The 26,989-nt window shown below is 64.3% G+C and carries 20 protein-coding genes and 1 pseudogene; 9 read left to right on the top strand and 12 right to left on the bottom strand.

Annotated features, from left to right (window positions below; genetic code table 11):
• Window positions 1-24: 24 nt before the first annotated feature.
• On the bottom strand, window positions 25-501 hold the full coding sequence (locus ACTHNZ_RS15545) for a TetR/AcrR family transcriptional regulator (RefSeq protein ID WP_440543413.1): 477 nt from the start codon (window positions 499-501) through the stop codon (window positions 25-27).
• Between ACTHNZ_RS15545 and ACTHNZ_RS15540 the strand changes: the two genes are divergently transcribed.
• The gene (locus ACTHNZ_RS15540; RefSeq protein WP_440543412.1) at window positions 493-1,368 is read left to right on the top strand and encodes a saccharopine dehydrogenase; all 876 of its coding nucleotides are present in this window, start codon (window positions 493-495) and stop codon (window positions 1,366-1,368) included. The two genes, ACTHNZ_RS15545 and ACTHNZ_RS15540, sit on opposite strands and share 9 nt — an antisense overlap.
• Window positions 1,369-1,464: 96 nt before the next feature.
• On the opposite strand, the gene ACTHNZ_RS15535 is transcribed toward ACTHNZ_RS15540, so the two are convergent.
• From ACTHNZ_RS15535 to ACTHNZ_RS15525, 3 genes are all read right to left on the bottom strand, one after another.
• Complete coding sequence (locus ACTHNZ_RS15535) at window positions 1,465-5,106, bottom strand: hydantoinase B/oxoprolinase family protein (RefSeq protein ID WP_440543411.1); 3,642 nt, start codon at window positions 5,104-5,106, stop codon at window positions 1,465-1,467.
• Window positions 5,107-5,168: 62 nt separating this feature from the next.
• Complete coding sequence (locus ACTHNZ_RS15530) at window positions 5,169-6,488, bottom strand: MFS transporter (protein WP_440543410.1); 1,320 nt, start codon at window positions 6,486-6,488, stop codon at window positions 5,169-5,171.
• Window positions 6,489-6,532: 44 nt separating this feature from the next.
• Complete coding sequence (locus ACTHNZ_RS15525) at window positions 6,533-7,303, bottom strand: putative hydro-lyase (RefSeq protein ID WP_440543409.1); 771 nt, start codon at window positions 7,301-7,303, stop codon at window positions 6,533-6,535.
• A gap of 389 nt (window positions 7,304-7,692) precedes the next feature.
• Between ACTHNZ_RS15525 and ACTHNZ_RS15520 the strand changes: the two genes are divergently transcribed.
• Both ACTHNZ_RS15520 and ACTHNZ_RS15515 read left to right on the top strand, forming a co-directional pair.
• Window positions 7,693-9,270 (top strand): methyl-accepting chemotaxis protein, encoded by a 1,578-nt coding sequence (locus ACTHNZ_RS15520; protein WP_440543408.1) that lies wholly within the window; start codon window positions 7,693-7,695, stop codon window positions 9,268-9,270.
• The gene (locus tag ACTHNZ_RS15515; protein WP_440543407.1) at window positions 9,267-10,199 is read left to right on the top strand and encodes a LysR family transcriptional regulator; all 933 of its coding nucleotides are present in this window, start codon (window positions 9,267-9,269) and stop codon (window positions 10,197-10,199) included. The genes ACTHNZ_RS15520 and ACTHNZ_RS15515 overlap by 4 nt, the downstream gene beginning before the upstream one ends.
• A gap of 27 nt (window positions 10,200-10,226) precedes the next feature.
• Here ACTHNZ_RS15515 and ACTHNZ_RS15510 read toward each other — a convergent pair whose 3' ends face one another.
• Window positions 10,227-11,153: a choline sulfate utilization transcriptional regulator gene (locus tag ACTHNZ_RS15510; RefSeq protein WP_440543406.1), complete on the bottom strand. Its 927-nt coding sequence runs from the start codon at window positions 11,151-11,153 to the stop codon at window positions 10,227-10,229.
• Window positions 11,154-11,301: 148 nt separating this feature from the next.
• Here ACTHNZ_RS15510 and betC point away from each other — a divergent pair, with 148 nt between their 5' ends.
• From betC to ACTHNZ_RS15495, 3 genes are all read left to right on the top strand, one after another.
• Window positions 11,302-12,843 carry a choline-sulfatase gene (betC, locus tag ACTHNZ_RS15505; RefSeq protein ID WP_440543405.1) on the top strand — a complete coding sequence of 514 codons (1,542 nt, stop codon included), beginning with the start codon at window positions 11,302-11,304 and terminating at the stop codon, window positions 12,841-12,843.
• Window positions 12,844-12,918: 75 nt separating this feature from the next.
• On the top strand, window positions 12,919-13,887 hold the full coding sequence (locus tag ACTHNZ_RS15500; RefSeq protein WP_440543404.1) for a choline ABC transporter substrate-binding protein: 969 nt from the start codon (window positions 12,919-12,921) through the stop codon (window positions 13,885-13,887).
• An 81-nt stretch (window positions 13,888-13,968) separates the two neighbouring features.
• Complete coding sequence (locus tag ACTHNZ_RS15495; RefSeq protein ID WP_440543454.1) at window positions 13,969-15,111, top strand: porin; 1,143 nt, start codon at window positions 13,969-13,971, stop codon at window positions 15,109-15,111.
• 227 nt (window positions 15,112-15,338) lie between these two features.
• Here ACTHNZ_RS15495 and ACTHNZ_RS15490 read toward each other — a convergent pair whose 3' ends face one another.
• A complete protein-coding gene (locus ACTHNZ_RS15490) occupies window positions 15,339-15,725 on the bottom strand; it encodes a hypothetical protein (RefSeq protein ID WP_440543403.1) in 387 nt (128 codons plus the stop codon).
• Window positions 15,726-15,983: 258 nt separating this feature from the next.
• Here ACTHNZ_RS15490 and ACTHNZ_RS15485 point away from each other — a divergent pair, with 258 nt between their 5' ends.
• Window positions 15,984-16,544 (top strand): hypothetical protein, encoded by a 561-nt coding sequence (locus tag ACTHNZ_RS15485; protein WP_440543401.1) that lies wholly within the window; start codon window positions 15,984-15,986, stop codon window positions 16,542-16,544.
• Window positions 16,545-16,560: 16 nt separating this feature from the next.
• Here ACTHNZ_RS15485 and ACTHNZ_RS15480 read toward each other — a convergent pair whose 3' ends face one another.
• On the bottom strand, window positions 16,561-17,478 hold the full coding sequence (locus ACTHNZ_RS15480; protein ID WP_440543400.1) for a LysR family transcriptional regulator: 918 nt from the start codon (window positions 17,476-17,478) through the stop codon (window positions 16,561-16,563).
• Between the two features lie 107 nt (window positions 17,479-17,585).
• Between ACTHNZ_RS15480 and ACTHNZ_RS15475 the strand changes: the two genes are divergently transcribed.
• Window positions 17,586-18,668 (top strand): tartrate dehydrogenase, encoded by a 1,083-nt coding sequence (locus ACTHNZ_RS15475; RefSeq protein WP_440543399.1) that lies wholly within the window; start codon window positions 17,586-17,588, stop codon window positions 18,666-18,668.
• Between the two features lie 91 nt (window positions 18,669-18,759).
• Window positions 18,760-20,067, top strand: a complete 1,308-nt coding sequence (locus ACTHNZ_RS15470; RefSeq protein WP_440543398.1) for an MFS transporter — start codon at window positions 18,760-18,762, stop codon at window positions 20,065-20,067.
• Here the strand turns inward: ACTHNZ_RS15470 and prpF are convergent, their stop codons facing one another.
• From prpF to prpB, 5 genes and pseudogenes are all read right to left on the bottom strand, one after another.
• Window positions 20,068-21,249 carry a 2-methylaconitate cis-trans isomerase PrpF gene (gene prpF / locus ACTHNZ_RS15465; protein ID WP_440543397.1) on the bottom strand — a complete coding sequence of 394 codons (1,182 nt, stop codon included), beginning with the start codon at window positions 21,247-21,249 and terminating at the stop codon, window positions 20,068-20,070. It lies immediately after the preceding gene.
• Between the two features lie 58 nt (window positions 21,250-21,307).
• Window positions 21,308-23,902 carry a Fe/S-dependent 2-methylisocitrate dehydratase AcnD gene (gene acnD / locus ACTHNZ_RS15460; RefSeq protein ID WP_440543396.1) on the bottom strand — a complete coding sequence of 865 codons (2,595 nt, stop codon included), beginning with the start codon at window positions 23,900-23,902 and terminating at the stop codon, window positions 21,308-21,310.
• 76 nt (window positions 23,903-23,978) lie between these two features.
• Entirely contained in the window at window positions 23,979-25,622 is a 1,644-nt protein-coding gene (locus tag ACTHNZ_RS15455) for an acyl-CoA synthetase (protein WP_440543395.1), read from the bottom strand.
• Between the two features lie 69 nt (window positions 25,623-25,691).
• Window positions 25,692-26,858 (bottom strand): bifunctional 2-methylcitrate synthase/citrate synthase, encoded by a 1,167-nt coding sequence (gene prpC, locus ACTHNZ_RS15450; protein WP_440543394.1) that lies wholly within the window; start codon window positions 26,856-26,858, stop codon window positions 25,692-25,694.
• Window positions 26,859-26,889: 31 nt separating this feature from the next.
• Window positions 26,890-26,989 (bottom strand): annotated as a pseudogene (prpB, locus tag ACTHNZ_RS15445) (methylisocitrate lyase); the annotation flags it as partial.

Raw genomic sequence — 26,989 nt, 5'->3', positions numbered from 1 at the left:
GATCCGGCCTATGGGGCCGACTCGCTACTTGCCGTCGCGCGTCGAGATCAACATGTGCGCCAATGCTTGCAAAAACCGCGCAGGCCCCGCCGCATGGAGTGCTCGCCCGCTGCTGAGCGCTCCATCGATGATCGTCCCGAACTGCAGCGCGAAAGTTTCCGGATCATCGAGGCCTATTGCTTTCGCCAACTGAGCCAGCCGCCGCCGCATTTCGCGTTTGTGCGCGACGGCGACCTTACGTGCCGGATGCTTGTCATCGGCGTACTCGGCCGCGATATTGATTTGGGGGCAGCCGCGATAGCCGGGCCGTGCAATCCGATCGCCGATCCATTTGAGCTGCGCGTCCAACTCCTCGCGCGGTGCACCTTCGTGCCGCGCCGCCACGGTGTCCCAGTGCTGCCAGAAGTCTTCATCCTCGCGCAGAAGAAACGCCTCGATCAGGTCGTCTTTCGTTGCGAAGTGCCGATAGAGGCTCGTCTTGGCGACACCGGATTGCGCCACGATAAGATCCACACGGGCGCGGACGCCGTCATCAACTGCGCCGGGCCGTTTCTCGATACCGCGTTGCCGATCGTCGACGCGGCGCTCCGAGCCAAGATTCCCTATCTCGACGTGACAGCCGAGCAGCCTGCGCTGCAGGCGATCGTCGATCAACGCGATGCGATGGCGCGTGCCGCGGGTGTGACCTTGCTCCCGGCCGCAGCGTTCTACGGCGGTCTTGCCGACTTGCTCGTCACGGCCGGCGCGGATGCAAGCCGTCCCATCGAACGTGTCGATATCGCCGTGGGACTCGACAGTTGGCAGCCCACGCGCGGAACGCGCGTGACGGGCGAGCGAAATCGTGCGACGAGGATGATTCAGCGCGGCGGTGTGCGGGTTCCACTGCCGCAGCCTGCGCAGGAGGGCACATGGTCGTTTCCTGAACCGATCGGCGAACGAGCCGTGGTGATGTTGCCGTTTACAGAGGCATTGACGGTGTCGCGTCATCTGCCGGTCGACACGGTCGAATCGTGGTTCGTGCTTTCGGCACTACGCGAGCTTCGCGATCCTAATACGCCGCCGCCGAAGCCGAGCGACGAAAGGGGGCGCTCCGATCAACGCTTCGTGATGGATGTGGCGATAGCGCAGGATGGCGCCACGCGTCGCGTGACGGCAACGGGGCGAGACATCTATGCGGTCAGCGCGCCGATCGTCGTGGAGGCGGCCGCGCGCTTGCTGGGCGGTAGGCGTTCGTCGATGGGGGGTGTCGCGAGCCTCGGAGAGATTTTCGATGCCGCCGATTTTCTGGCGGCGCTCGATACCATCGAGGTGACGTATGGCACGGTATCGAGGCTCGCGCTTCAAAGAAAGGATGCTTGCGCAAGTTGACGATCGATCGCCCCGGGCAACGCGAGAGGCGCGGAACGAGGCGTGCGGCATGGGCGGTGACCGCGCCATGGCACACCTCGTCGCCCGGGAAGGCAGCTACGCTCGATCGGCGCCGTACCCGCCGCCGCCGGGCGTGTGGATCACGACGACGTCATCTTCGTCCACCTGCATCCGGTGCCGCGCTCCGAAGTCCTCGCGCGAGCCGTCCTTGCGCTCGATCCAATTCACGCCGGGAGCACCCGGCGCCCCGCCTTCGAGGCCGAACGGCGGTACGAGACGCCGGTTGGCCAGCATCACGGCCGTCATCGGCTCGAGAAACCGCAAGCGCCGCTCGGTGCCGTCGCCGCCACGGTGCCGTCCCGCGCCGCCGCTGCCGCGGCGAACGCCGAATGCATCGAGACGAACCGGGAAGCGCCATTCGAGCACTTCCGGATCGGTCAGGCGCGAGTTCGTCATATGCGTCTGCACGGCGCTACACCCGTCGAACGTCGGCCCGGCGCCCGCGCCGCCGCAGATCGTCTCGTAGTACTGAACGCGGTCGTTGCCGAACGTGAAGTTGTTCATCGTGCCTTGCGCACCCGCCAACACGCCCAGCGCGCCGTACAGCGCATCCGTCACCACCTGCGAGGTTTCCACGTTGCCCGCGACCACGGCAGCGGGGTAGCGCGGGTTCAGCATCGAGCCTTCGGGGATTCGGATGTCGAGCGGCTTCAGGCAACCGGCATTGAGCGGAATGTCTTCATCCACCAGTGTCCGGAAGACGTAGAGCACGGCCGCTTTGCAGATCGCCGACGGTGCGTTGAAATTGTTCGGCTGCTGCTCGCTCGTGCCTGCGAAATCGATGACGGCCGACCGGTTGACTTTATCGATCGCCACGCTGACGACGATCTTCACGCCATCGTCGAACGCGTATTCGAAGCGCCCATCCTTCAGCACGGACAGCGTGCGCCGCACCACTTCCTCGGCATTGTCTTGAACGTGCCGCATGTAGGCTTGAACGGTATCGACACCAAACTGCGCACACATGCGATCGAGTTCTTGCGCGCCCTTCGTGCAAGCTGCCACTTGCGCGCGCAGGTCGGCGAGATTCTGCTCGACGTTGCGCACGGGCCAGCGTCCGGAGAGCAGCTTGTCGCGCATGCGGCCTTCCAGAAACTTGCCTTCCGCAACGAGCTGAACGTTGTCGAGCAGCACGCCTTCTTCGTCGACGTGAACCGAATCGGGCGGCATCGATCCCGGCGTGACGCCACCGATATCGGCATGGTGCCCGCGCGCCGCGACATAGAACATCGGGTCGGCGCATCCCGGCGTGAACACGGGCATGATGACGGTCACGTCGGGCAGGTGGGTGCCCCCGGCATAGGGCGCGTTCAGCGCAAATGCGTCGCCGGGGCGCATCGTTCCGGCGCGGCGTTCGAGGACCGTGCGCACGCTTTCGCCCATCGAGCCCAAATGAACGGGCATGTGCGGTGCATTGGCGATCAAGTTGCCGTCCGCGTCGAACAGCGCGCACGAAAAGTCCAGCCGCTCCTTGATGTTGACCGAGTACGACGTATTCGCGAGCGTCACGCCCATTTGCTCGGCGATCGACATGAACAGGTTGTTGAAGACTTCGAGCAGCACCGGGTCCGCTTGCGTGCCCGCGGCATGCCGCGTCTCGAGCGCAACCGTGCGCTCGACGACCATGTGGTTATGGCGCGTCACCACGAGTTGCCATCCCGGCTCGACGATGGTCGTGCCCGTGCGCTCCTTGATGATCGCGGGGCCATCGATCTTCGCACCGGGCGCCATCGCATCGCGATCGAACACCGGTGTCTCGCGCCACTCGCCGCCGGTGAAGATGCGCGTCGTCGTGAGCGGTGCCGGTTCCTCCGATGCCTGTTCGGCCAGCGGCCAGCGCTCGTCGCCCGCTTGCTGGGTCCGGCCGATGGCCTCGACCGCCACGGCCTCGACGATCAGCGCGCGATTCGGCATGAGGAAGCCGTAGCGCGTCCGATACAGGCTTTCGAACTGAGCGATGACGGCGGAGATGTCTCGATCGAAATCGACTTCGAGCGCCGTATCAGTGCCGTCATACTTGACGTGAAGCTTATGGCAGAGGGTGATGCGGCTTTCGTCGATGCGCTGGGCCGTTACCTCGCCGCGCGCAGCTTCCGCCAGATCGGCGAACGCGGCTTCGCATGCCGTGAGCGCACGGTTGTCCAAGGCAAGCTCGAGCGCGCGTTGACGCATGGCGCGCACGTCGGCCAGCCCCATGCCGTAGGCCGACAGCACGCCCGCGAGCGGATGGATGAAGACGCGCGTCATGCCGAGTGCGTCGGCGACGAGGCAGGCATGCTGTCCCCCCGCGCCGCCGAAGCAGGCGAGGGTGTACTGCGTCACGTCATAGCCACGTTGCACCGAGATTTGCTTGATCGCGTTGGCCATGTTCTCGACTGCAATCTTCAAGAAGCCTTCTGCGACTGCTTCGGGCGTACGCTCGATGCCGGTCGCCGCGGCAACCTTGGCCGCCAACTCGGCGAAGTGCCGCCGCACGATTGCATCGTCGAGCGGCTCGTTGCCCTCGGGGCCGAAGACCTTCGGAAACCACTTCGGATCGAGCTTGCCGGTCATGACGTTGCAGTCGGTCACCGTGAGCGGGCCGCCGCGGCGATACGAGGCCGGGCCCGGATTCGCACCGGCGCTTTCCGGCCCGACGCGGAAACGCGCCCCGTCGAAACTGCAGATCGACCCGCCGCCCGCGGCGACGGTTTGTATATTAATCAGGGGGGCGCTAAGGCCCACGCCGGCCACTTCCGTGACGAAATCACGCTCGTATTCGCCCGCATAGTGCGTGACGTCGGTGGACGTGCCGCCCATGTCGAAGCCGATGATGCGGTCGAACCCCGCGAGCGCGGCGACTTGCGCCGCGCCGACGATGCCGCCGGCCGGCCCCGACAAGATCGCATCCTTGCCCTGGAAGCGATGCGCGTCGGTCAAGCCGCCGTTGCTCTGCATGAACTGCAGCGGCACCGGGCCCAGCTCGCTTTCCACTTGCCGCACGTAGTGGCGCAAGACCGGGGAGAGATAGGCGTCGACGACGGTGGTGTCGCCGCGCGAAACGAGCTTCATCAGCGGGCTGACTTCGTGGCTCACGGAAATCTGCGTAAAGCCGATCTCCTGTGCGATGCGCTTGAGCGCGCGCTCGTGCTCCGGATGCCGGTACGCATGCATCAGGACGATGGCGCACGACCGGATGCCTTCGTCGTAGGCACGCTGGAGCGCTGTGCGCGCATCGGCTTCATCGAGTGCCCGAACGGGCTCGCCGCGCGCGCCGATGCGCTCGTCGATCTCGACGACACGCTCGTAGAGCAACGTCGGCAGCTCGATGTTGCGGACGAACAGTTTCGGCCGGTTTTGATAGGCGATGCGCAGTGCATCGGCGAACCCCTTCGTGATCGCGAGTACCGTGCGTTCGCCCTTGCGCTCGAGCAAGGCATTGGTCGCCACCGTCGTGCCCATCCGCACGCATTCGATCAGCTCCGCAGGTACCGGCGTGCCGCTCGGCACGCCGAGCAATTCGCGAATCCCTTGCACGGCGGAGTCGCGGTAGCGCTCGGGATTTTCGGACAACACCTTGTGCGTGACGAGCATGCCGTCCGGGCGCCGCGCGACGATGTCGGTGAACGTGCCTCCGCGGTCGATCCAGAACTGCCATCGTTGGGAGTCCGAAGTAATTTCTCTAGGTTCTTGCTTCATGTCGTGCTTCATGCGTTTCGGTCAGGACAGACGAGAGGAAATCAGTACGCTGTACTTCGTGCTCAGTACTTCAGCTTCGCACCGCGCGTCTCGGGCAGCGTCAAGGCGGCGAGGATGACGATGCCGTATGCACAGGCCGCAAACGTCCCGATCGCGGCGCCGAGCGCCATCTTCTGCGCCACTAGGCCGATGAGGAACGGAAAGGCGGCGCCGACGGCACGGCCGAAGTTGTAGCAAAAGCCTTGGCCGGAGCCGCGGATGCGCGTCGGGAACAGCTCGGACATGAATGCGCCCATGCCGGAAAAGATCCCCGATGCGAAGAAGCCGAGCGGGAAGCCGAGGATCAGCAGCAGCGTGTTGTCGAGCGTTACGTGCGTATAGGCCAGCGCGATGACGATCGATGCGAGCGCATAGACGATGAACGCGAACTTGCGGCCCACCCGGTCCGACAGCCACGCACCGCACAGGTAGCCGGCATACGAACCTGCGATGATGACGGCCAGGTAACCGCTCGTGCCGACGACGCTCAGATGCTGCTGCGTCTTCAGGTAAGTGGGCAGCCACGTCGTGATCGCGTAGTAGCCGCCTTGCGCGCCGGTGGCCAGCAGGGCCGTGCGCAGCGTCGTGAACCACATGTCGGCGCTGAAGATCTCCATGAACGAGTGCGTCTCGTTCGTTTCGCGCTCGTGCTGCTTGGCCAGGCGATGCACCTCCGGTTCTTCGACGAGGCGCCGGATGAAAATGACGAACGGGGCCGGCAGGATGCCGAGCGCGAACAGCGCACGCCAGGCGGTGTCGGTCGGCAGCAGCGAAAACACGATCGCATAGAGCGCGGCCGACACGGCCCAGCCGATCGCCCAGCCTGCCTGCACCATGCCGACGGCTTTGCCGCGGTCGCGCGCCCGGATCACTTCGCCGATGAGGACGGCGCCGGCCGTCCATTCTCCGCCGAATCCGAGCCCCATCAAGCCGCGCGCCACGAGCAGCTGCCCGAAGTTTTGCGCGAACGCGCAGGCGAGCGTGAACACCGCGAACCAGAGGATCGTGATCTGCAGTGTGCGCACCCGGCCGACGCGGTCGGACAGGATGCCCGCGATCCAGCCGCCGATCGCCGACATCAACAGCGTCACCGTGCCGATGAGCCCGGCCTCGCCCTTCGTCAAGCCCCACGTCGCGATCAATGCCGGAATGACGAAGCTCAGGAATTGCGTGTCCATCGCATCGAGCGCGTAGCCGATCTTGCAGCTCCAAAACGCGCGGCGCTCGTTTGCGCGCAAATGGCCATACCAGCCGAACATGCCATGGCTGTCGCGGCCCGCGTCGGCCGGTCCGTTGCCTTCGTCGGCGCGTTCGATGTCGGGATAACGTGCTTCAGTATTCACTTGGGTCTCCTCACTGTTACCAGGGCGTTCGAATGCAGGTGCCGTCAGAGTACGGCGAGCGATGCGTTGGGGATGTCGGTCACGAGCATGTGCCCGGGCCGATGGGCGATGGCGAACGGCAGGCACGCCGCTTCGAGCGCGCTTTGCGGCGTCACGCCGCAGGCCCAAAACACGGGCACTTCGTCGTCGCCGATCGTCACGGCATCGCCGTAGTCGGGGCGCGACAGATCGGCGATGCCGAGCGCGCGGGGGCTTCCCAAGTGTATGGGAGCGCCGTGCACGGAGGGGAAGCGGCTCGTGACCTGCACGGCGCGGATCGCATGGGCGCCCGTCATCGGCCGCATCGATACGACGAGCTGCCCGCCGAAGGGGCCGGCGGGCGCGTTGGCGATATGGGTGCGGTACATCGGCACGTTGACGCCTTCGTCGACGTGCCGCAGCGGGATCTGCTCGTGCGCGAGCATTTGCTCGAACGAGAACGAGCAGCCGATCGCGAATGCGACGAGATCGTCGTTCCACAGCGAGCGAATATCGTCGGGCTGCTCGGTCAAGGTGCCGTCGCGATAGACGTTGTACCCGGGGACATCGGTGCGCAGATCGAGGTCTTGGCCCAGCGACGGTATGTTCCACCGGCCCCGCTCGCCGACGCCGAGCAACGGGCAGGCTTTCGGGTTGGCTACGCAAAAGCGCAGGAAGTCCTCGGCATACGCGCTCGGAATGATGACGAGATTGGCTTGGGCGTACTCGCCGCATTGTCCGGCAGTGGGCCCTTTGAAGTCCTTGCGGCGGACGAGTTGGCGAAATCGATGCGGCATGACGACGTTCCTCGATGAAAGTGGCTTGGGGAGAAGATTAGGTTCGAACGCGATGACGCGCCAGCAAGTTATTCCGGGCGCCGGTGTCAAGTTTCGTTTAACGCTTTCGTGCGGGTTTTCCCGGGATGTGAATCGGCAATGAGCGGGGCGAAAAGCGCGGAGAAGCCTGCAACGCAAGGCTTTAGACGATTTATGCGCGGCCCGATACGAGCCGTGCCGGATTGGCTAATCCCGCACGAGATGCCAGGATTCGTGCACCGAAATGGAACGCGCCGGTTTTTTGAAATGCTTAACATTGGCGCATGGATGCCGATATGCAGACGGGGAGCAAGTCAACTGCAGTCCGCATCCTCACGCCCGAACAGCCCATTTCGTTGGAAGAAAACATCATGTCTCGGTTAACGCTGCGTCAAAAGCTCTGGATTCCACTCCTACTGACTTGGGTAGGGTTGCTTACGCTGACGGTCTGGCATGCCTTGCAAATGCGCGACATGCAGTTGAGCGAGCGCAAGCATGGCCTCGCCGACGTCACCGAGCTGGCCTATTCGATCGTCGCGGGGCTCGACCGCGATGCCCAGGCGGGCAAGATCGGTGCGGACGCGGCGAAGCAGCAGGCACTGGCTCGCCTCGCCGATCTCCGCTACAGCGGCAACGGCTATGTGACCGTCGTCGGGGCCGACTCGGTCGTCGTCATGCATCCAATCGCGCCGAAGCTCGATGGCAAGGACATGTCGCAGTGGAAGGATGCGAAAGGCAACTTTCTCTATCGGGATATCGCGGTGGCCGGCTCGTCGCCGAGCGGGATGGGATCTGTCGAATACTGGTGGCCGAAGCCCGGCGAAACCGAGCCGAGTTCGAAGCTTGGCTTCGTCAAGCGCTACAAGCCGTGGAATTGGGATTTGATTGCCGGCGTCTACCAAGACGACATTCAGGCGGCGTTTCACCACACGCTCGTGACGTCGCTCGGCGTGCTCATCGCGCTGGGCGCGGCGATTTCGATTCTGACCTCGCTCGCGGTCAAAAGCGTGAGGCATTCGGTTGGGGGCGAGCCCGCGCGGGCCGCCGAGCTCGCCCGTCAAATCGCTGCGGGCGATTTGACGGGAAGCATCGATGTCGCCGAAGGTGACGACGAGAGCATCGTGTCGGCCATTGCCTATACGAGAAACACGCTTGCCGCCACGGTGGCGCGCGTGAAGTCCGCCGCCGAGACGATCCGCGTGGCGGCCGCCGAGATCGCCACGGGCAACGGCGACCTATCGAGCCGCACGGAACAGCAAGCGGCCTCGCTCGAGGAAACCGCGGCGGCGATGGACGAACTGACGTCGACGGTCAAGCAAAATGCCGAGAATGCCTCGCGTGCGACGGAGGTGGCGGCGAGCGCGTCGTCGGAGGCCGAGCGCGGCGGCGGCGTCGTGGGCGACGTCGTCGGCAAGGTCAGGGCGATCGCCGAAAGCTCCAAGAAGGTGGCCGACATCACCTCGGTCATCGACAGCATTGCTTTTCAAACGAACATCCTCGCACTGAATGCCGCGGTCGAAGCTGCGCGCGCCGGCGAGAACGGCCGTGGCTTCGCGGTCGTGGCGAGCGAAGTCCGCAGCCTTGCCCAACGCAGCGCGGCGGCGGCGAAGGAAATTCGCGTGCTCGTGGACACGTCGCTCGCGCAGGTCGAGAGCGGCGCCGCATTGGCCGAAAGCGCGGGTGCGGCGATGGACGGCATCATGGCGGCCGTCAAGCGCGTTACGACAATCGTCGACGAGATTGCGGCAGCATCGGCGCAGCAAAGCGTCGGTATCGACGAGGTCAATCGCGCGATCTCGCAGATGGACGGTGCGACGCAGCAAAACGCCGCGCTCGTCGAGCAGGCCGCGGCGGCGGCCGTATCGCTGAACGAGCAGGCTCAGCAGCTCGGCGAGGCGATGCAGGCATTTCGCGTGGCTGCCGACGTGTCCCACGGCGCGGCGCGATGAATACGCGATTCGTCGAAACGTTCGTCACGCTGGCGGAGTTGGAAAGCTTTCGCGCAACGGCGCGCGTCTTGCACGCCACGCCGGCGACGATCTCGTTGCGGATCAAGTCGCTCGAAGACGAACTGCGCGCCGAGCTCATCGATCGGTCGACGACGCAGTTTCGCCTGACGCCGGCCGGTGAGAGCTTGCTCGGGTTGGCGCGCAACCTCGTGGATGCCGCGCGTGCGTTGCGCGAGGCAGCGGGACAGGAGGTGGTCGTCGGCGGCAAGCTGCGTTTGGGCGTGATCGAGACGGTCGTTCACTCGTGGCTCGCGCACTATGTCACCCATCTCAACGCCAAGTTTCCGCAACTCGATGTCGATTTGACCGTCGATTCGAGCGCCGTGCTTCAGCAGCGGCTGCTGGCGGGCGAAATCGACTTGGCCATTCGCGTCGAGGGCATCGACAGCACGAAGATCGCATCCAGTGCGATTGCGAGCTATCCGGTCCGCTGGATCGCGAAGCGCGGCCTGCTGTCGCGGCGCACCGCCGGGCTTGCCGCGCGCGTGCTGCAGCGGCCCATCCTGACGTTCGGGCGCGGCACGGCGCCGCAAGTCGCTTTGCAGAGCATCGTGCTGACGCTGGCAAGGCAAGAGAACGTGCGGCCCGAGCAAACGCGCGTCACATGCTCGCCGTCCGTCGCCGCGATCGTGCAGCTCGTGCGCGACGGTTACGGCGTAGCATGCATTCCAAGCCTTTTCGTCACCGACGAACTGCAAACGGGCGAATTCGTCGAGCTGCCGCTCAAGCCCGTGCCGCCGCCGATCGTCGTGTCCGTTTGCAAACCCGCCAATGCGAGCGCCATGGTCAACGCCGCGGCCAGCGCGGCGCACCTCGCGTGCACGGCCTATTGCCGAACGAAGCGGCGCGATTTGGTCGAAGCGCTTTGAGGTAGGCGCCGTGCGGGAGCCGAGCCGCTACGTTGCCGCCGCGGCCGCGCTTGCCGCGCACGCCGCGAACAGCCACCGCCGGAAAGCCGGCGCCGCCGGCGTCTCGGGGCGTGCCGGTGGGCAGACCAAGAAATAACCGCGCGGTGTCGTCACCGGCTCGTCGAATAGCGTCACCAGTTGCTCGCAGGCGATCAACTCATCGACGAGCGGCCGCCATCCCAGTGCGACGCCCTGATGCGTGAGCGCGGCGTTCATGACGAGCGCGTAGCTGTTGAACGTCGACCCGTGCTGATCGGGCGGCGCATTGAGACCGTGCGCCGCGAACCAGCCATTCCAGCCGAGCCAGCGCTCCGGTTCGGTCGGCTGGACGTGCAGCAAAGGCACCGAATAGAGATCGGCCGGTTCGGTCACGCCCGGATGCGCCTCGCGGAACTTCGGCGAGCAAACGGGAACGACTTCCTCGGGGAACAAGCGCGTCGCCGTGCACGGCGCCCAATCGCCATCGCCGAATGCGATGGCTACGTCGGCGTGATCGCGGCGCGGATCGAACGCGAGCTGGGACGTCACGACTTTCACGTTGATGTCGGGCAAGAGGCGCCGCAAGTCCATGAGCCGAGGCACGAGCCAGTACGTCGCGAACCCCGCATCGGTGACGATCGTCAATGCGCCCTTGGCGCGTGCGGCGCGGATCTCGGCCACCGCGTCGCGTATCGTCGCCATGCTTTGGCGCACGGCTTCGTAAAGGCGCTGGCCTTCGGCCGTCAGCGCGACGCCGCGGTGCCCGCGCTCGAACAGCGGCGCGCCGAGCTCCGCCTCCAGTTGCACGATGCGCTGGCTCACGGCCGGCTGCGTCGACCCGAGCTCGCGCGCAGCCGCCGTGAAGCTCGTCAACCGAGCCGCCGACTCGAACACCGACAGCATCTGCAGCGGCGGCAAACGGTCCTGGTCAGACATAAGCGTGCCTTATGGGGCTATAAACGGCGACCGTCTTCACACGTGAATTCTGGGTCGACATATTGACGTCATGCACAGCGGCCACGAGCGATCGCGCAAAGGCCGGCAACGTACCGACGACTCTCACGCATTGTAACCATCGATTTTCATGAAGCCCAACACCGGAAAAAATATCCTCGTTCTGATGGCCGACCAGATGACGCCCACGTCGCTGCGCGCCTACGGCAATACGGTGTCGAAGACGCCTCGCATCGACGCGCTGGCCCGCGAAGGCGTGGTGTTCGACTCGGCCTATTGCGCCAGCCCGCTTTGCGGGCCGTCGCGCTTCGCCTTCATGGCCGGAAAACTGCCGTCGAAGATCGGCGCTTACGATAACGCGGCCGAATTGCCGGCGCAGACGTTGACGTTTGCGCACTACTTGCGTGCCGCGGGATACCGAACGGTGCTGTCGGGCAAAATGCACTTCTGCGGTCCGGATCAACTGCACGGCTTCGAAGAGCGTTTGACGACGGACATTTACCCGGCCGATTTCGGATGGGTGCCGGATTGGGAACAACCCGAAGTCCGGCCGAGCTGGTACCACAACATGAGTTCGGTGCTCGATGCCGGCCCATGCGTGCGCACGAATCAGCTCGATTTCGACGATGAAGTGACCTTCACCGTGCGGCAAAAGCTCTACGACATCGCACGCGAACGGCAGGCAGGCAGCGACGTGCGCCCCTTTTGCGTCGTGGCGTCGTTGACGCATCCGCACGATCCTTATGCGATTCCGTCCGAGTATTGGGACCTCTATCGCGACGAAGAGATCGACTTGCCGCGCACCACGCTGAGCTTCGATGAGAGCGATCCGCATTCCAAGCGGCTACGCCACGTCAGCGAGAACGACCGCACGCCGCCGACGCAACAGCAGGTGCGCAACGCACGCCGCGCTTACTACGGCGCGCTGTCGTACGTCGACGCGCAGTTCGGGGCGATCCTCGACACGCTGCATGCGGCCGGATTGGCCGACGACACGATCGTCGTCGTCACGTCCGACCACGGCGACATGCTCGGCGAGCGCGGGCTCTGGTACAAGATGACGTTCTTCGAAAACGCGGCCCGCGTGCCGCTGATCGTGCATGCTCCGAAAGCGTTCGCACCGCGCCGCGTCAAAGCCTCGGTATCGACGATCGATCTGTTGCCCACGCTCGTCGAACTCGCGACGGGCAAGGAGGAGGAGGCCTGGCCCGATCCGGTCGACGGCCACAGCCTCGTGCCGCATTTGCAAGGCGATGGCGGCTACGACGAAACGTTCGGCGAATATCTTGCCGAAGGGGCGGTGGCCCCGATGGTCATGATTCGCCGCGGACCGCACAAATTCATTCACACGCCGGCCGACCCCGATCAATTGTTCGATCTCGAAGCCGATCCGCAAGAGTTGACCAATCTCGCGAGCGACCCTGCGCATGCGCAGACCGTCGAGGCGTTTCGTGCCGAGGTTCTGCAGCGGTGGGACCTTGCGGCGCTGCATCGCGAGGTGATCGCGAGCCAACGGCGCCGGCGCTTCCACTATGCCGCGACGACGCAGGGACGCATTCAATCGTGGGACTGGCAGCCGTTCAACGATGCGAGCCAGCGATACATGCGCAATCACATCGAGCTCGATACCCTCGAAGCGATGGCGCGCTTTCCGCGCGTCGCACGAGAGTGAACGAGCGGCCGCGATGATCGCCGAATTAGTTGAACCAATCGAACGACAAGTAGCGTTACCACACAGGAGTGGGAAATGAACCGAAGCACGCACCAGAAGTCCCTGCGCTGGGCCGCCGCGCTGTTGTCGGCGGCCACCATCGCACCTTGGACGGCGCCGCTCGCCGCGGAGCCGGAAAGCTGCATGCAAGTCAGGATGGCCGATCCGGGATGGACGGACATCGACGCAACGAATGCGATGGCGGGCGTGGTGTTGAGTGCGCTCGGATATCACCAGAAGGTGGATAACTTATCGGTGCCGATCACGTACGAGGGGTTGAAGAAAGGGCAAGTCGACGTGTTTCTCGGCAATTGGATGCCGGCGCAAGGGCCGCTCGTGAAACCGTTCGTCGAGAGCCATTCGATCGACGTGTTGCACGCCAACCTGACGAATGCCAAATTCACGCTGGCGGTGCCTGACTATGTGGCCGCGGCCGGCGTGCATACGTTCGCGGATCTGGCGAAATACGGCGACAAGTTCGGCGATAGGATCTACGGCATCGAACCGGGCGCGCCAGCGAACCAGAACATCTCGAAGATGATCGGCGACAAAGCCTTCGGGCTCGGCGATTGGAAGCTCGTCGCATCGAGCGAGACGGGGATGCTCACGCAGGTGGGGCGAGCGGTGCGGGACAAGAAGTGGATCGTGTTTCTCGCATGGGAGCCGCATTTGATGAACACCGAATTTCACCTGACGTACCTGTCGGGCGGCGATGCGTATTTCGGCCCGAATTATGGCGGCGCGACGGTGAACACGGTGACGAGAACGGGGTATGCGAACCAGTGCGGCAACGTGGGCCGGCTATTCAAGCAAATGACGTTCAACGTCGACCTCGAAAACAAGATCATCGCGAACGTGCTGCAAAACAAAATCAACGTGAATACCGCGGCACGCGACGCGCTGAAAGCCAACCCGCAGTTGCTCGGCCCCTGGCTCGACGGCGTCACGACGGCGAGCGGAGCGAATGGCCTGCAGGCGGTGACCAGCGCGCTTGCCGGTCACTGACAGCCGCGGGTTCCCTATCGGCCCCTACCTTCGTCACCTACGCATAGATTCATACCGGCACCACACAACGAGACCCTCATGATGAAAGCATTTCGCACCCCGATTCGGTCGGGCGTGGCGCTGGCGCTCGCCAGTCTGCCCGTCCTCGCCCACGCTCAAAGCAGCGTCACGCTGTATGGCATTCTCGACGGCGGTATTACCTACGTCAGCAATGCGGGCGGTTCCCATGCCGTCAGATTCGACGACGGCGTCTCGTACGGCAACCGCTGGGGCATCAAAGGCAAGGAGGATCTCGGCAACGGGTTGTCGGCCGTCTTCGCGTTGGAGAGCGGGTTCCGGCTCGGTACGGGCAGGCTGACGTTCGGCGGCGCCGAGTTCGGTCGGCAGGCTTACGTCGGGCTCTCGAGCCGTTGGGGCACCGTATCGTTCGGCGATCAGCTCGACATGACCGAAGAGATGGTGTTCTTGTACAACGTCTCCGCGTGGGGAAGCGGATATGCGATTCACCAGGGCGACTTCGATCGATTCAACGGCGATCGTCTGCCGAACTCGGTGAAGTTCATGTCGAACGATATCGACGGATTCAAATTCGGCGGAATGTGGTCATTCGGCAACGTCGCTGGGAATTTCCATCAGAACAGCGCATACAGCTTGGGTGCGCATTACGCGCACGGCGCTTTTACGATGGGGGCGGCTTATACGCAGTTGAACAACCCGAACGGCATTTATGCATTCGATCCCTACGCCATGATCGGCGCTCGAACGTTTCTCGGTCGGCCCACCGTGAGTGTCGACCCAACGACGGGGGCGATCACCGATCTGTTTTCGAGCACCGCGTTCCCCGTGGACAAGCAAGGGACGTTCGGCGTTGGAGCGAGCTACGCGCTGGGTCCCGTCACATTGATGGGCAACTATTCCTATACGACGATCAAGGCGTTCGGGCAATCGTCGCACATGCAGGTGGGAGAGGGCGGCGCGTCATGGTTCGTCACGCCGGCGCTGAGCTTGAACGGCGGGTACCAGTACACGCATTTCGAAGGCCACCATTGGAATCAGGTGTCGGCAGGCCTCCATTACTTGCTCTCGAAGCGCACGGACGTGTACATCTCCGGCGATTACTTGAAGGCTTCCAGCGGCGTCGATGCCGTCATCGGGTACAGCTTTACGCCGTCGACCACGTCGACGCAGGCCGACGTGCGCATCGGCATGCGGCATTCGTTCTGATCGGAACTCCTCGTCGTACTTGGGCGGGCGCGTCTTGGACGCGGCCCGCTATTTTTTATTTTCCCGATTTTCCCGACTCGCTCGATCTGTCTCGCCGCGACGAGCGCCTTGCATGACACGCGGGGTTTAGGACGCCCGCAAAAAGAGGCGGGCCGAAGGCTCGCCTCGAACGGCCTATTCAGCGCCTGGGACAGCAGGCTGAATAGGCCGATGACCGATCTCGTCGCTTATTGCGTCTTGGTGGCAGCGTCGGTCTTCGTATCGGCCTTGATGTCGGCCTTCGCGGGTGCGGTCGTCTTGTCGGCGCCGGCAGCGGTGTTTTCCTTCTTCTTGCTCATCTTGTGCGCGTGCGTCTTCTTCGCATGCGGGGCCGGCTTCTTCACAGCGTGGCCTGCCGTCGCCGCCTTTTCGTTCATGGTGCTGGCTTCGGTGGCGGACGTACCCGCCTTCAGGGAGCCGTTCTGTGCCGCGGTGCCGGCCTTCAGATCGGCCTGGCCTGCTTGCGTCGATGCCGTTGCGTTGGCGTTGGTGGTGGCCGCCGGTGCGGCGGTGGTTTGTGCAAAGGCCGTCGAAACGAGCAGGGCGGAAGCGAGGGCAGCAAACATCGTCTTCATGTGTGACTCCTATGTAGGGCGGCTGAAAGAGCTCAGCGCTGCCGGTTTAACGCTGTGAAGACGACGCGAGTTGACCCTGCTCTGGTGACAAAACGTAAGCGGTGTGACGAAACAAAATCGTCTCGACTTCGTTTGCGTGATCGATCGCAGGTTCCTTAAGCGAGGCTTAAAGGAGTGAAAGAGCACGCGACGACTTTCGTTCGGATTCCATGCGTCGAGCTGCGTTATGCTTGCGGCAGTACGAATCGTTCCTGCGAGATGAAGAACTCGATCAAACTGCTGGCCCTCGTCGCCGGCCTGAGCGCGTCGTTGGCGCTGACCGGCTGCGACGACCGTGAATACGAACAAGCGATGGGAAAATTGAAGGCCTTTCTCAATGCGATCAAGCCCGACTCGCTCTTGCTGCGTGGGCTCACGCCCGGCGTGACGACCGAGGCGCAGATTCGCGACCAAATGGGGCAGCCCGAAACCGAGCGTGCGTTGCCGGATGGCGGCAAGCGTCTCGAGTATCCGCGCGGGCCGCAGGGCACGACCACTTATATGGTCGACGTCGATGCGCACGGCAAGCTCGTTGCCGTCAGACAGGTGCTGACCGCGCAAAACTTCGCGAGGGTGCGCATCGGCATGACGCAGGACGAGGTGCGGCAACTGCTCGGCAAGCCGGGCGAGGTGGCCGTTTATCGATTGAAGCCCGAAACGGTGTGGAGTTGGAAGTGGCAGGAAGGCGGGCCTTCGGGGGATGCGTTCTTCAACGTGCATTTCGATGCGTCGGGGCACGTCTACACCACGTCGCGCTCCGACGTCATTCGAGGTCGCTAGCCTACCGCACCCTACGCTACCTTTCGTGTTTCGCGAGCTCGACTGCCAAGAAATCGACGAACGCGCGGATTCGCGCCGACAGTTGATGGCGCTGGGCATAGACCGCGTAGATATCCGCGCCGGGCGTATCGTAGCCGGGCAGGATGGCAACGAGGCGCCCGTCGGCGAGATACTCTTTGACGTCCCACTCCGCACGCATGAGGATGCCATGTCCGTCGAGCGCCCACTTGACGGCGATCTCGCCATCGTTCGTCGTCAGATTTCCGTTGATGCGCACGACCTCGGTTTGGCGTGCGGCGCCGCGCGGGTTCGAAAGCCGCCAGACGCCGTAAGGTTCGTCGCCTTGACGAATGCCGATGCAGTTGTGGTTGGCGAGATCACGCGGCGTTGCGGGCAAGCCGCGTCGAGCGACATAGGCCGGTGCGGCGCATAGGAGCCGCCGATTCGGGGCGAGGCGTCTTGCGATCACGCGGCTATCGGGCGGTTCGCCGAAGCGCACGCATACGTCGAACGTATCGTCGCTGATCGGCGGGGGGGCCACCGAGAGCTGAAGCTGCACCGAAACCTGCGGATACTGCGCGACGAAGCGCGATATCACGGGCCCGACATGGCTGCGCCCGAAACCCAACGTCGCGTTGACGCGCAACAACCCTGTCGGACTCCGCTGCGACCCGCCGAGCAGCTCACCCAACTCGTCGATTTCGTCGAGGATACGGCGCGCGTGCTCGAGATAGACCTCGCCTTCGGGCGTCAACATCATTCGGCGCGTCGTGCGATTGACGAGCGGCACGCCCGCGCGCTCTTCCATCTGCGAGAGCCGCTTGCTGACGGCGGCCGGCGTCAGTCCCAGCTCCCGAGCCGCGGCGCTCAGGCTGCCCGATGCAGCAAGGGTCGAGAAGAAACCCAGATCGGCAGGTTGGACGGCGTCCGTCACGGCTGACTTGTGAATTGAAGTTAAAGGCGCTTTGAGTCTAGCACCGATTCTTGAACTCCCAATTCGATAGAGTGCGTCGACGAATCATCCACTTCGCGGACGGAAATATGAAGACCTATCGCATTGCGACCATTCCCGGCGACGGCATCGGCAAGGAAGTCGTGCCGGCGGGAAGGGCGGTGTTGGAAGCGCTTGCCGAGACGACGGACCGTTTCGCATTCGAGTTCGAGAACTTCGATTGGGGCGCCGACTATTACCGCGCGCACGGCGTGATGATGCCCGAGCGCGGCCTCGATCAACTGCGCGGCCGCGATGCGATCCTGTTCGGCTCCGCCGGGGATCCCGACGTGCCCGATCACGTTACGCTCTGGGGTTTGCGCCTGAAGATTTGCCAGGGCCTCGATCAATATGCGAATGTGCGTCCCACGCGCATTCTTCCCGGCATCGACGCGCCGCTGAAGCGCTGCGCGGCTGGGGAGTTGAATTGGGTGATCGTGCGCGAGAACTCCGAGGGAGAATATTCGGGCGTGGGCGGCCGTGTGCACCAAGGTCACCCGCTCGAAGCCGCGACCGACGTGTCGATCCTCACCCGCGCCGGCGTCGAGCGCATCATGCGGTTCGCTTTCCGGCTCGCGCAGTCGCGTCCGCGCAAGTTGCTGACCGTGATTACGAAGAGCAACGCGCAACGCCACGCGATGGTCATGTGGGACGAGATCGCCCATCAAGTCGCGCAGGAGTTTCCCGATGTCACATGGGACAAGGAACTCGTCGATGCCGCGACGGCCCGCATGGTCAATCGCCCCGCAACGCTCGATACGATCGTCGCCACGAACTTGCACGCCGATATCCTCAGCGATCTCGCCGCGGCGCTGGCCGGCAGCCTCGGCATCGCGCCGACCGGCAATATCGACCCGGAGCGACGCTATCCGTCGATGTTCGAGCCGATTCACGGCTCCGCGTTCGACATCATGGGCAAAGGCTTGGCCAACCCGATCGGCACGTTCTGGTCGGTCGTGATGCTGCTCGAGCACTTGGGCGAAGCGGACGCGGCGGCACGCGTAATGGCCGCTATCGAGCAAGTGACGGCCAACCCGGCGCTGCACACGCGCGATCTCGGCGGAACGGCCGGGACGGAGCAGGTGACTGCCGCTGTCTGCGCACTCTTGCAGAAGGAAGAGGCTGCAGCCTGAGGGCGGGGCGGTTCCATTCCTATCGTTGTACCAATACGAGAGCGGCAACCGGGACGAACCGCGTGCCGCCTAGCCTCGATGGAGGAGACACATGCATTCGGACATCGAATCGCGGGTAACGCGTAAGCTCGCTTGGCGCATCATTCCATTCGTGATGCTGTTGTACTTCGTGAGCTTCCTGGATCGAGTCAACGTGGGCTTCGCGGCGATGACGATGAATAAGGCCATCGGCTTGTCGTCGACCTCGTTCGGCTTGGGCGGGGGCCTGTTCTTCATCGGCTACTTTCTGTTCGAGGTGCCGTCGAACTGGATTCTTCACCGCGTGGGAGCACGCATCTGGATTGCGCGCGTGATGATCACTTGGGGCATCGTGTCGGCAGCTTCCGCTTTCGCGGTCGGGCCGAATAGCTTCTATGCCCTCCGCTTTCTGCTGGGGGCGGCCGAGGCCGGATTTTTCCCGGGGATCATTCTTTATCTGAGTCTTTGGTTTCCGAACAGGCAGCGCGCCACCGCGGCCGCCTGGTTCATGGCCGCGGCACCGATCTCGACGGTGCTAGGTTCGCCGATCTCCGGCGCGATCATGCAGATGCATGCGATGTTGGGACTCGCCAATTGGCAATGGCTCTATGTCATCGAGGCGATCCCCGCCGTTGCGCTCGGCTTCGTCGTGCTGAAATTCCTGACCGACACGCCGTCGCAAGCGCGTTGGTTGCGGGCGGACGAGTGCGATTGGCTCGTCGCGCGGATGAAGGATGAGGCGCGAGAACGCGAGTCCCGTGCGGGGCATACGGCCGGCTCCCTGCGGGCGCTGCGCGACCCGCGCGTGCTGGCGCTCGCGCTGATTTACTTCGGCACGTCGGCAGGGCTTTACACGCTCGGCCTGTGGGCGCCGCTGATGATTCGACAGTATGGATTCAGTGCGATGGAAACGGGCCTGCTCAATGCCGTTCCCAGCGTTGCCGCAGTGGTTGCGATGATCGTATGGGCAAGACATTCCGATCGGACGAAGGAGCGCACCTGGCACGTCGTCATCCCCTGTGCGCTCGCCTGCGTCGGCTTCGTATTCGCGGGCGAGGCCGATACGGCATTGCTGATCGTGCTTGCGCTCGTTGTCGTCAACATCGGCATCAGCGCCGCGAAGGCGCCGCTTTGGGCAATGCCGAGTCGATTCCTTTCCGGCGCGGGCGCGGCCGTGGGCATCGCGATGATCAATTCGATCGGCAACCTAGGCGGGTTCGTCGGGCCGGCCGTGATCGGTTGGCTCAAACATCGCACGGGCAGCTATAGCGCGGGCTTGTATTTCGTCGGCGCAACGTTGGCCGTATCGGCGGTGGTCACGCTGCTGTTGAGCGGCAAAGCCGCGAGACCTGCGATGGCGCACGCTGAGCAAGATCGTTGATCAACCCGGCACGCGCACCCATCCCTCCATCAGGACGCGCGCGCTGCGGCTCATCAGCGCTTTCTTGACGACCCATTGCCCATCGACGAGCGCGGCTTGCGCGCCCACGCGCAGCGTTCCCGACGGATGGCCGAAGCGCACGGCCTCGCGTTCGCCGCCGCCGGCCGCCAGATTGACGAGCGTACCCGGAACGGCCGCCGCCGTGCCGATCGCGACGGCCGCGGTGCCCATCATCGCGTGATGCAGCTTGCCCATCGACAGCGCGCGCACGAGCAGATCGACGTCTCCCGCCCGCACCGGTTTGCCGCTCGACGCAACGTAGTCCGCCGGCTTCGCGACGAAGGCCACTTTCGGCGTATGCTGCCGCTGCCCGATGTCTTCGATGCGCTCGATGAGGCCCATGCGCAGCGCGCCGTATGCGCGAATCGTTTCGAACATCGAGAGCGCCTTCTCGTCGCCGTTGATCGCGTCTTGCAGTTCGGTGCCCCGATAGCCGATCGCCTCGGCTTCGACGAAGATCGTCGGAATGCCGGCATTGATCATCGTCGCCTTCAGCGTTCCGATGCCCGGCACGTCGAGATCGTCGACGGGCCGGCCCGTCGGGAACATCGCGCCGCCGCTCCCTTCTTCGTCGGCGGCCGGGTCCATGAATTCGAGTGCGACCTCGGCTGCGGGAAAAGTGACGCCGTCGAGCTCGAAGTCACCGGTTTCCTGCACGGCACCGTCCGTCATCGGCACGTGCGCGACGATCGTTTTGGCGATGTTGGCCTGCCAGATGCGCACGGTGGCAATGCCGTTGTCGGGGATTCGCGCGCGGTCGATCAATCCGCTTGCGATGGCGAACGGGCCGACGGCGGCCGAGAGGTTGCCGCAATTGCCGCTCCAATCGACGAACGCTTTATCGATCGCCACTTGCCCGAACAAGTAATCGACGTCGTGGCCAGGCCGCGCGCTCCTCGAAACGATGACCGTCTTGCTCGTGCTCGACGTGGCGCCGCCCATGCCGTCGATCTGCTTGCCATACGGGTCCGGGCTGCCGATCACGCGCATGAGCAATGCATCGCGCGCCGCGCCGGGTACTTGCGCGGCCTCGGGCAGATCCTGCAACCGAAAAAACACGCCTTTGCTCGTGCCGCCGCGCATGTAGACGGCTGGCACCTTGATTTGAGGAGAGTGCTTCATGCGTTGGTCGTCCTGTGAGTCTTGCAGTCTTGCAGCCTTGTAGTCTTGCAGCCTTGCTTCATGCGGTCGCGGCAGATTCCAAGAAGTCTTGCGCGAAGCGCTGCAGCACGCCGCCCGCCTCGTAGATCGAGACTTCCTCAGCGGTATCGAGCCGGCAAGTGACTGGCACGTCGATGCGTTCGCCGTTCCGGCGCCGGATGACGAGCGTGAGATCGGCGCGCGGCGTGCGCTCGCCGATCACGTCGAACGTCTCCGTGCCGTCGACGCCGAGCGTTCGACGATTCGTTCCGGGCTTGAACTCGAGCGGCAGCACGCCCATGCCCACGAGGTTCGTGCGATGGATTCGCTCGAAGCCTTCCGCCACGATGGCCTCGACGCCGGCCAGGCGCACGCCCTTCGCCGCCCAGTCGCGCGACGAGCCCTGACCGTAATCGGCACCGGCGATGATGATGAGCGGCTGCTTGCGCTCCATGTACGTTTCGATCGCTTCCCACATGCGCGTGACCTTGCCCTCCGGTTCGATGCGCGCAAGCGAGCCCGCCTTCACTTGGCCATTTTCGAGCACCATCTCGTTCGCGAGCGTCGGGTTGGCGAACGTGGCGCGTTGTGCCGTCAGGTGATCGCCGCGGTGCGTCGCGTACGAGTTGAAATCTTCTTCGGGCAGGCCCATCTTTTCGAGGTACTCGCCCGCCGCGCTCCTGCGCAGGATGGCGTTCGACGGCGAGATGTGATCGGTCGTGATGTTGTCGCCGAGCACGGCCAGCGCTCGCATGTCCCTCAGCGTGCGCTCGCCGGCAAGCGCGCCTTCCCAATAGGGCGGGCGGCGAATATAGGTGCTTTGTTCCCGCCAATCGTAGAGCGGTTCGGCGCGTTCGCCTTGCTGCGCCGCGAGCGCGAACATCGGCTCGTAGACACGCCGGAATTGCTCGGGCTTTACGCTCGATGCAACGACGGCGTCGATCTCCTCGTCCGACGGCCAAAGGTCTTTCAGCGCAATCGGCTTTCCGTTGCCGTCGACGCCGAGCGCGTCCCGTTCGATGTCGAAGCGGATCGTGCCGGCGATCGCGTAGGCGACGACGAGCGGCGGCGACGCGAGGAACGCCTGCTTCGCGTAGGGGTGGATGCGTCCGTCGAAGTTACGGTTGCCGGAGAGCACGGCCGTTGCGTACAGGTCGCGCTCGACGATCTCCTTTTGGATCACGGGATCGAGCGCGCCCGACATCCCGTTGCATGACGTGCATGCGTAGGCGACGACGCCGAAGCCGAGCCGCTCGAGCTCCGGCATCAGGCCCGCTGCCTCCAGATACAGCGTGACGGCCTTCGATCCCGGCGCGAGCGAACTCTTGACCCACGGCTTGCGCGTGAGTCCGGCGCGATTGGCATTGCGCGCGAGCAGGCCCGCCGCGATCATGTTGCGCGGATTGTTCGTGTTCGTGCAGCTCGTGATGGCGGCGATGATGACGGCTCCGTCGGGCATCTTGCCCGGCTCGTTTTCGACCTTGCCGCTGATGCCGCGCGCGGCGAGCTCCGTCGTCGGCACGCGGCGGTGCGGATTCGATGGGCCCGCGATGTTGCGCGTGACGCTCGACAGATCGAACCGCAGCACGCGCTCGTATTGCGCGTGAGCCAGCGAGTCGGCCCAAAGTCCGGCTTCCTTCGCATACGTTTCGACGAGCGAGACGAGTTCGTCGTCGCGGCCGGTCAGTTTCAGGTAGTGGATCGTTTGCTCGTCGATGTAGAACATCGCCGCCGTGGCACCGAATTCGGGTGCCATGTTCGAGATCGTCGCGCGGTCGCCTAGCGTCAAGCGGGAGGCGCCTTCGCCGTAGAACTCGAGGTAGGCCGAGACGACTTTTTCCTTGCGCAGGAACTCGGTCAGCGCCAGCACGATGTCGGTGGCCGTGATGCCGGGCTGCCGCTCGCCCGTCAGCTCGACGCCGACGATGTCGGGCAGGCGCATCCACGAGGCGCGGCCGAGCATCACGCTCTCGGCTTCGAGCCCACCGACGCCGACGGCGATGACGCCGAGCGCATCGACCATCGGCGTGTGGGAATCGGTGCCGACGAGCGTGTCGGGGAACGCGACGCCGTCGCGCACCTGAACGACGGGACTCATGCGCTCGAGATTGATCTGGTGCAAGATGCCGTTCCCGGGGGGAATGACGTCGACGTTCCTGAATGCCTTCTTGGTCCAGTCGATGAAGTGGAAGCGGTCTTCGTTGCGCCGGTCTTCGATCGCGCGGTTCTTCGCGAATGCATCCTTGTCGAAGCCGCCGCATTCGACGGCGAGCGAGTGATCGACGACGAGCTGCGTCGGCACGACAGGGTTGACGAGCGAAGGGTCGCCGCCGCGTTCGGCGATCGCGTCGCGCAGCCCGGCGAGATCGACGAACGCGGTCTGCCCGAGGATGTCGTGGCAAACGACGCGCGCCGGAAACCACGGAAAGTCGAGGTCGCGCTTGCGCTCGATCAATTGCCCCAGCGCATCCGTGAGCAGCGACGGCTCGCAGCGGCGCACGAGATTCTCCGCGTGCACGCGCGAAGTGTAGGGCAGCGTAGCGTACGCGCCCTTCTGGATGGCTTCCACGGCGGCCCGTGCGTCGAAGTAGTCGAGCCCGGTGCCGGGCAAAGCTTTGCGGTATTCAGTGTTCATCGTGCGTGCTTCGAGCAAAGGTCGGCCCAACCGAGGACGGCGGACCGCGTACTGTGATGAGGAATGCGATCGAGCGTCATGCGTCGATCGCGGAAACGGATTTGGCCAGTTTGCGCAACTCGAACTTCTGGATCTTGCCGGTCGCGGTTTTGGGAAGCTCGATGAATTCGATCGCGCGCGGCACCTTGAAGCCGGCCAGGTGCGCCTTGCAGTGCGCGATCAGATCCGCGGCCGTGACCGCGGCGCCGGCCTTCAATTCGACGAACGCGCACGGCGTTTCGCCCCAGCGCGGGTCGGGCTTGGCCACGACGGCGGCGGCCATCACGGCGGGGTGCCGATACAGGACGTCTTCGATCTCGATGCTCGAGATGTTCTCCCCGCCCGAGATGATGATGTCCTTGCTGCGGTCCTTGATGCGAATGTAGCCGTCGGGGTAGGCCACGCCGAGATCGCCGGTATGGAACCAGCCGCCGCGGAACGCTTCCTCGGTGGCGGCCGGATTCTTCAGATAGCCCTTCATCGTGATGTTGCCGCGGAACATGACTTCGCCGATCGTTTCGCCGTCGAGCGGCACGGGCATCATCGTTTCGGGATCGAGCACGGCACACCCATCCTGCAGGTGATAGCGCACGCCTTGACGCGCATTCAAGCGGGCGCGCTCGCCGATGTCGAATGCTTGCCACGACGCTTGCTGCGGGCAAACGGAAGCCGGGCCGTACACTTCCGTAAGGCCATAAACGTGCGTGAGCTCGAAGCCGAGCCGCTCCAAGCTTTCGATCAGCGCGGCAGGCGGCGCCGCGCCGGCCACCATCGCGTTGACGCGATGCGCGATGCCGGTCTTCAACGCGTCCGGCGCATTGACGAGCAGGTTGTGTACGATCGGCGCACCGCAGTAGTGCGTGACGCGTTCGGCGCGGATGAGGTCGAAGATCGCCTGGGCGTCGACCTTGCGCAGGCAGACGTTGACGCCGGCGCGCGCAGCCACGGCCCAGGGAAAGCACCAGCCGTTGCAGTGGAACATCGGCAGCGTCCACAGATACACGGCGTGCTTGGGCATGTCCCATTCGAGGATGTTGCTGATCGCGGCCGTATAGGCGCCCCGGTGGTGATAGACGACGCCTTTCGGATTGCCCGTCGTGCCGGACGTGTAGTTCAGGCTGATGGCATTCCATTCGTCGCTCGGCGGCTGCCAGGCGAACTTGGGATCGCCGCCCGCGAGCAGTGTCTCGTATTCGATCTCGCCGATCCGCTCGCCGGGGCCGGTGTAGAGCGCGTCATCGACATCGACGACGAGCATCGGCCGCGCAACCAGCGCAAGCACGGCGCGCATGACCTCGGAAAACTCGCGATCGACGAGCACGGCTTTGGCTTCGCCGTGCTCGAGCATGAAAGCGAGCGTCGCGGCATCGAGGCGCGTGTTGAGCGTATTGAGCACGGCGCCGATCATGGGGATGCCGAAGTGGGCCTCGACCATGGCGGGCGTGTTGGGCAGCATGACGGCCACGGTGTCGCCGAGCCCGATGCCGCGCGCGGCGAGCGCCGATGCGAGCCGCCGCGTGCGGGCATAGGTCTCCTGCCAGGTCCGGCGAATCTCGCCATGCACTACGGCAAGGCGAGCCGGATAAACGCTCGCAGCGCGCTCGATGAACGTCAACGGCGTGAGCGCGGCGAAGTTGGCGGCGTTCTTGTCCAGACCTGCTTCGTACATGTCTGTGCTCATGGTGTGTCTCCTCACCTACGCGATACCGCGACACGGGCCCGATGGCGAAGCATGGGGCGGCTTTTCCGATCAGCGCTTGCCGATCGGCACGAACTTCAGATTCTCCGGCCCCGTGTAATTTGCGCTGGGGCGAATGATCTTGTTGTCGACGCGCTGCTCGATGATGTGCGCGCTCCAGCCCGACGTGCGCGAGATCACGAACAGCGGCGTGAACATCGCCGTGGGCACGCCCATCATGTGATAGGACACGGCGCTGAACCAGTCGAGATTCGGGAACATCTTCTTGGCGTCCCACATCACCGATTCGAGCCGCTCGGCGATATTGAACAGGCGCATGTCGTCGGCCTCCTTCGAGAGCTTCTTCGCGACGTCCTTGATCACCTTGTTGCGCGGGTCCGAGATCGTGTAGACGGGGTGACCGAAGCCGATCACGACTTCCTTGTTCTCCACGCGGCGCCGGATGTCGGCTTCGGCTTCGTCGGGCGTCGTGTAGCGCGTTTGAATCTCGAACGCGGCTTCGTTCGCGCCGCCGTGCTTCGGCCCGCGCAGCGCACCGATGGCGCCCGTGATGGCTGAGTATAGGTCGGAACCCGTGCCGGCGATGACGCGGCCCGTGAACGTCGAGGCGTTGAATTCGTGTTCGGCGTAGAGGATCAGCGACGTATGCATCGCCTCGACCCACGACTTCGACGGTGCTGTACCGTGCAGCAGATGGAGGAAGTGGCCGCCGATCGAGTCGTCGTCCGTTTCCACTTCGATGCGGCGGCCGTTGTGCGAGTAGTGGTACCAGTACAGCAGCATCGAGCCGAACGAGGCCATCAAGCGGTCGGCGATATCGCGCGCGCCGGCGATATTGTGGTCGTCTTTCTCGGGCAGCACCGTGCCGAGCACGGAGACGCCCGTGCGCATCACGTCCATCGGGTGCGCCGAGGCCGGCACCCATTCCAAAGCCGCCTTGACGTTCGCCGGCAAGCCGCGCAGGGCCTTCAACTTACGCTTGTAGGCCGAAAGTTCCGTGGCCGTCGGCAGCTTTTCGTGCACGAGCAGATAGGCGATTTCCTCGAATTCGCAGGTGGTGGCGACGTCGAGGATGTCGTAGCCCCGGTAGTGCAAGTCGTTGCCGGTGCGGCCCACCGTGCAAAGTGCCGTGTTGCCGGCGGTCACGCCCGAAAGCGCGACCGACTTCTTCGGCTTGAACGTGCCGGCGGCCGGCGCTTCCTTCACTGCTTCAGTCATGGTGTTCTCTCCCGCTTCGAAAGGCGAATGATTACTTCTTGGCGGCGAACAGCGCGTCGAGCTTTTCCTCGTACGCGTGATAGCCGAGATAGTGGTAAAGATCGGCGCGCGTCTGCATGGTCGGCACCGCG

The sequence above is a fragment of the Trinickia sp. genome (assembly GCF_051953955.1).
GTDB lineage: Bacteria > Pseudomonadota > Gammaproteobacteria > Burkholderiales > Burkholderiaceae > Trinickia.
This window is presented reverse-complemented; position numbering and strand designations above follow the sequence as displayed.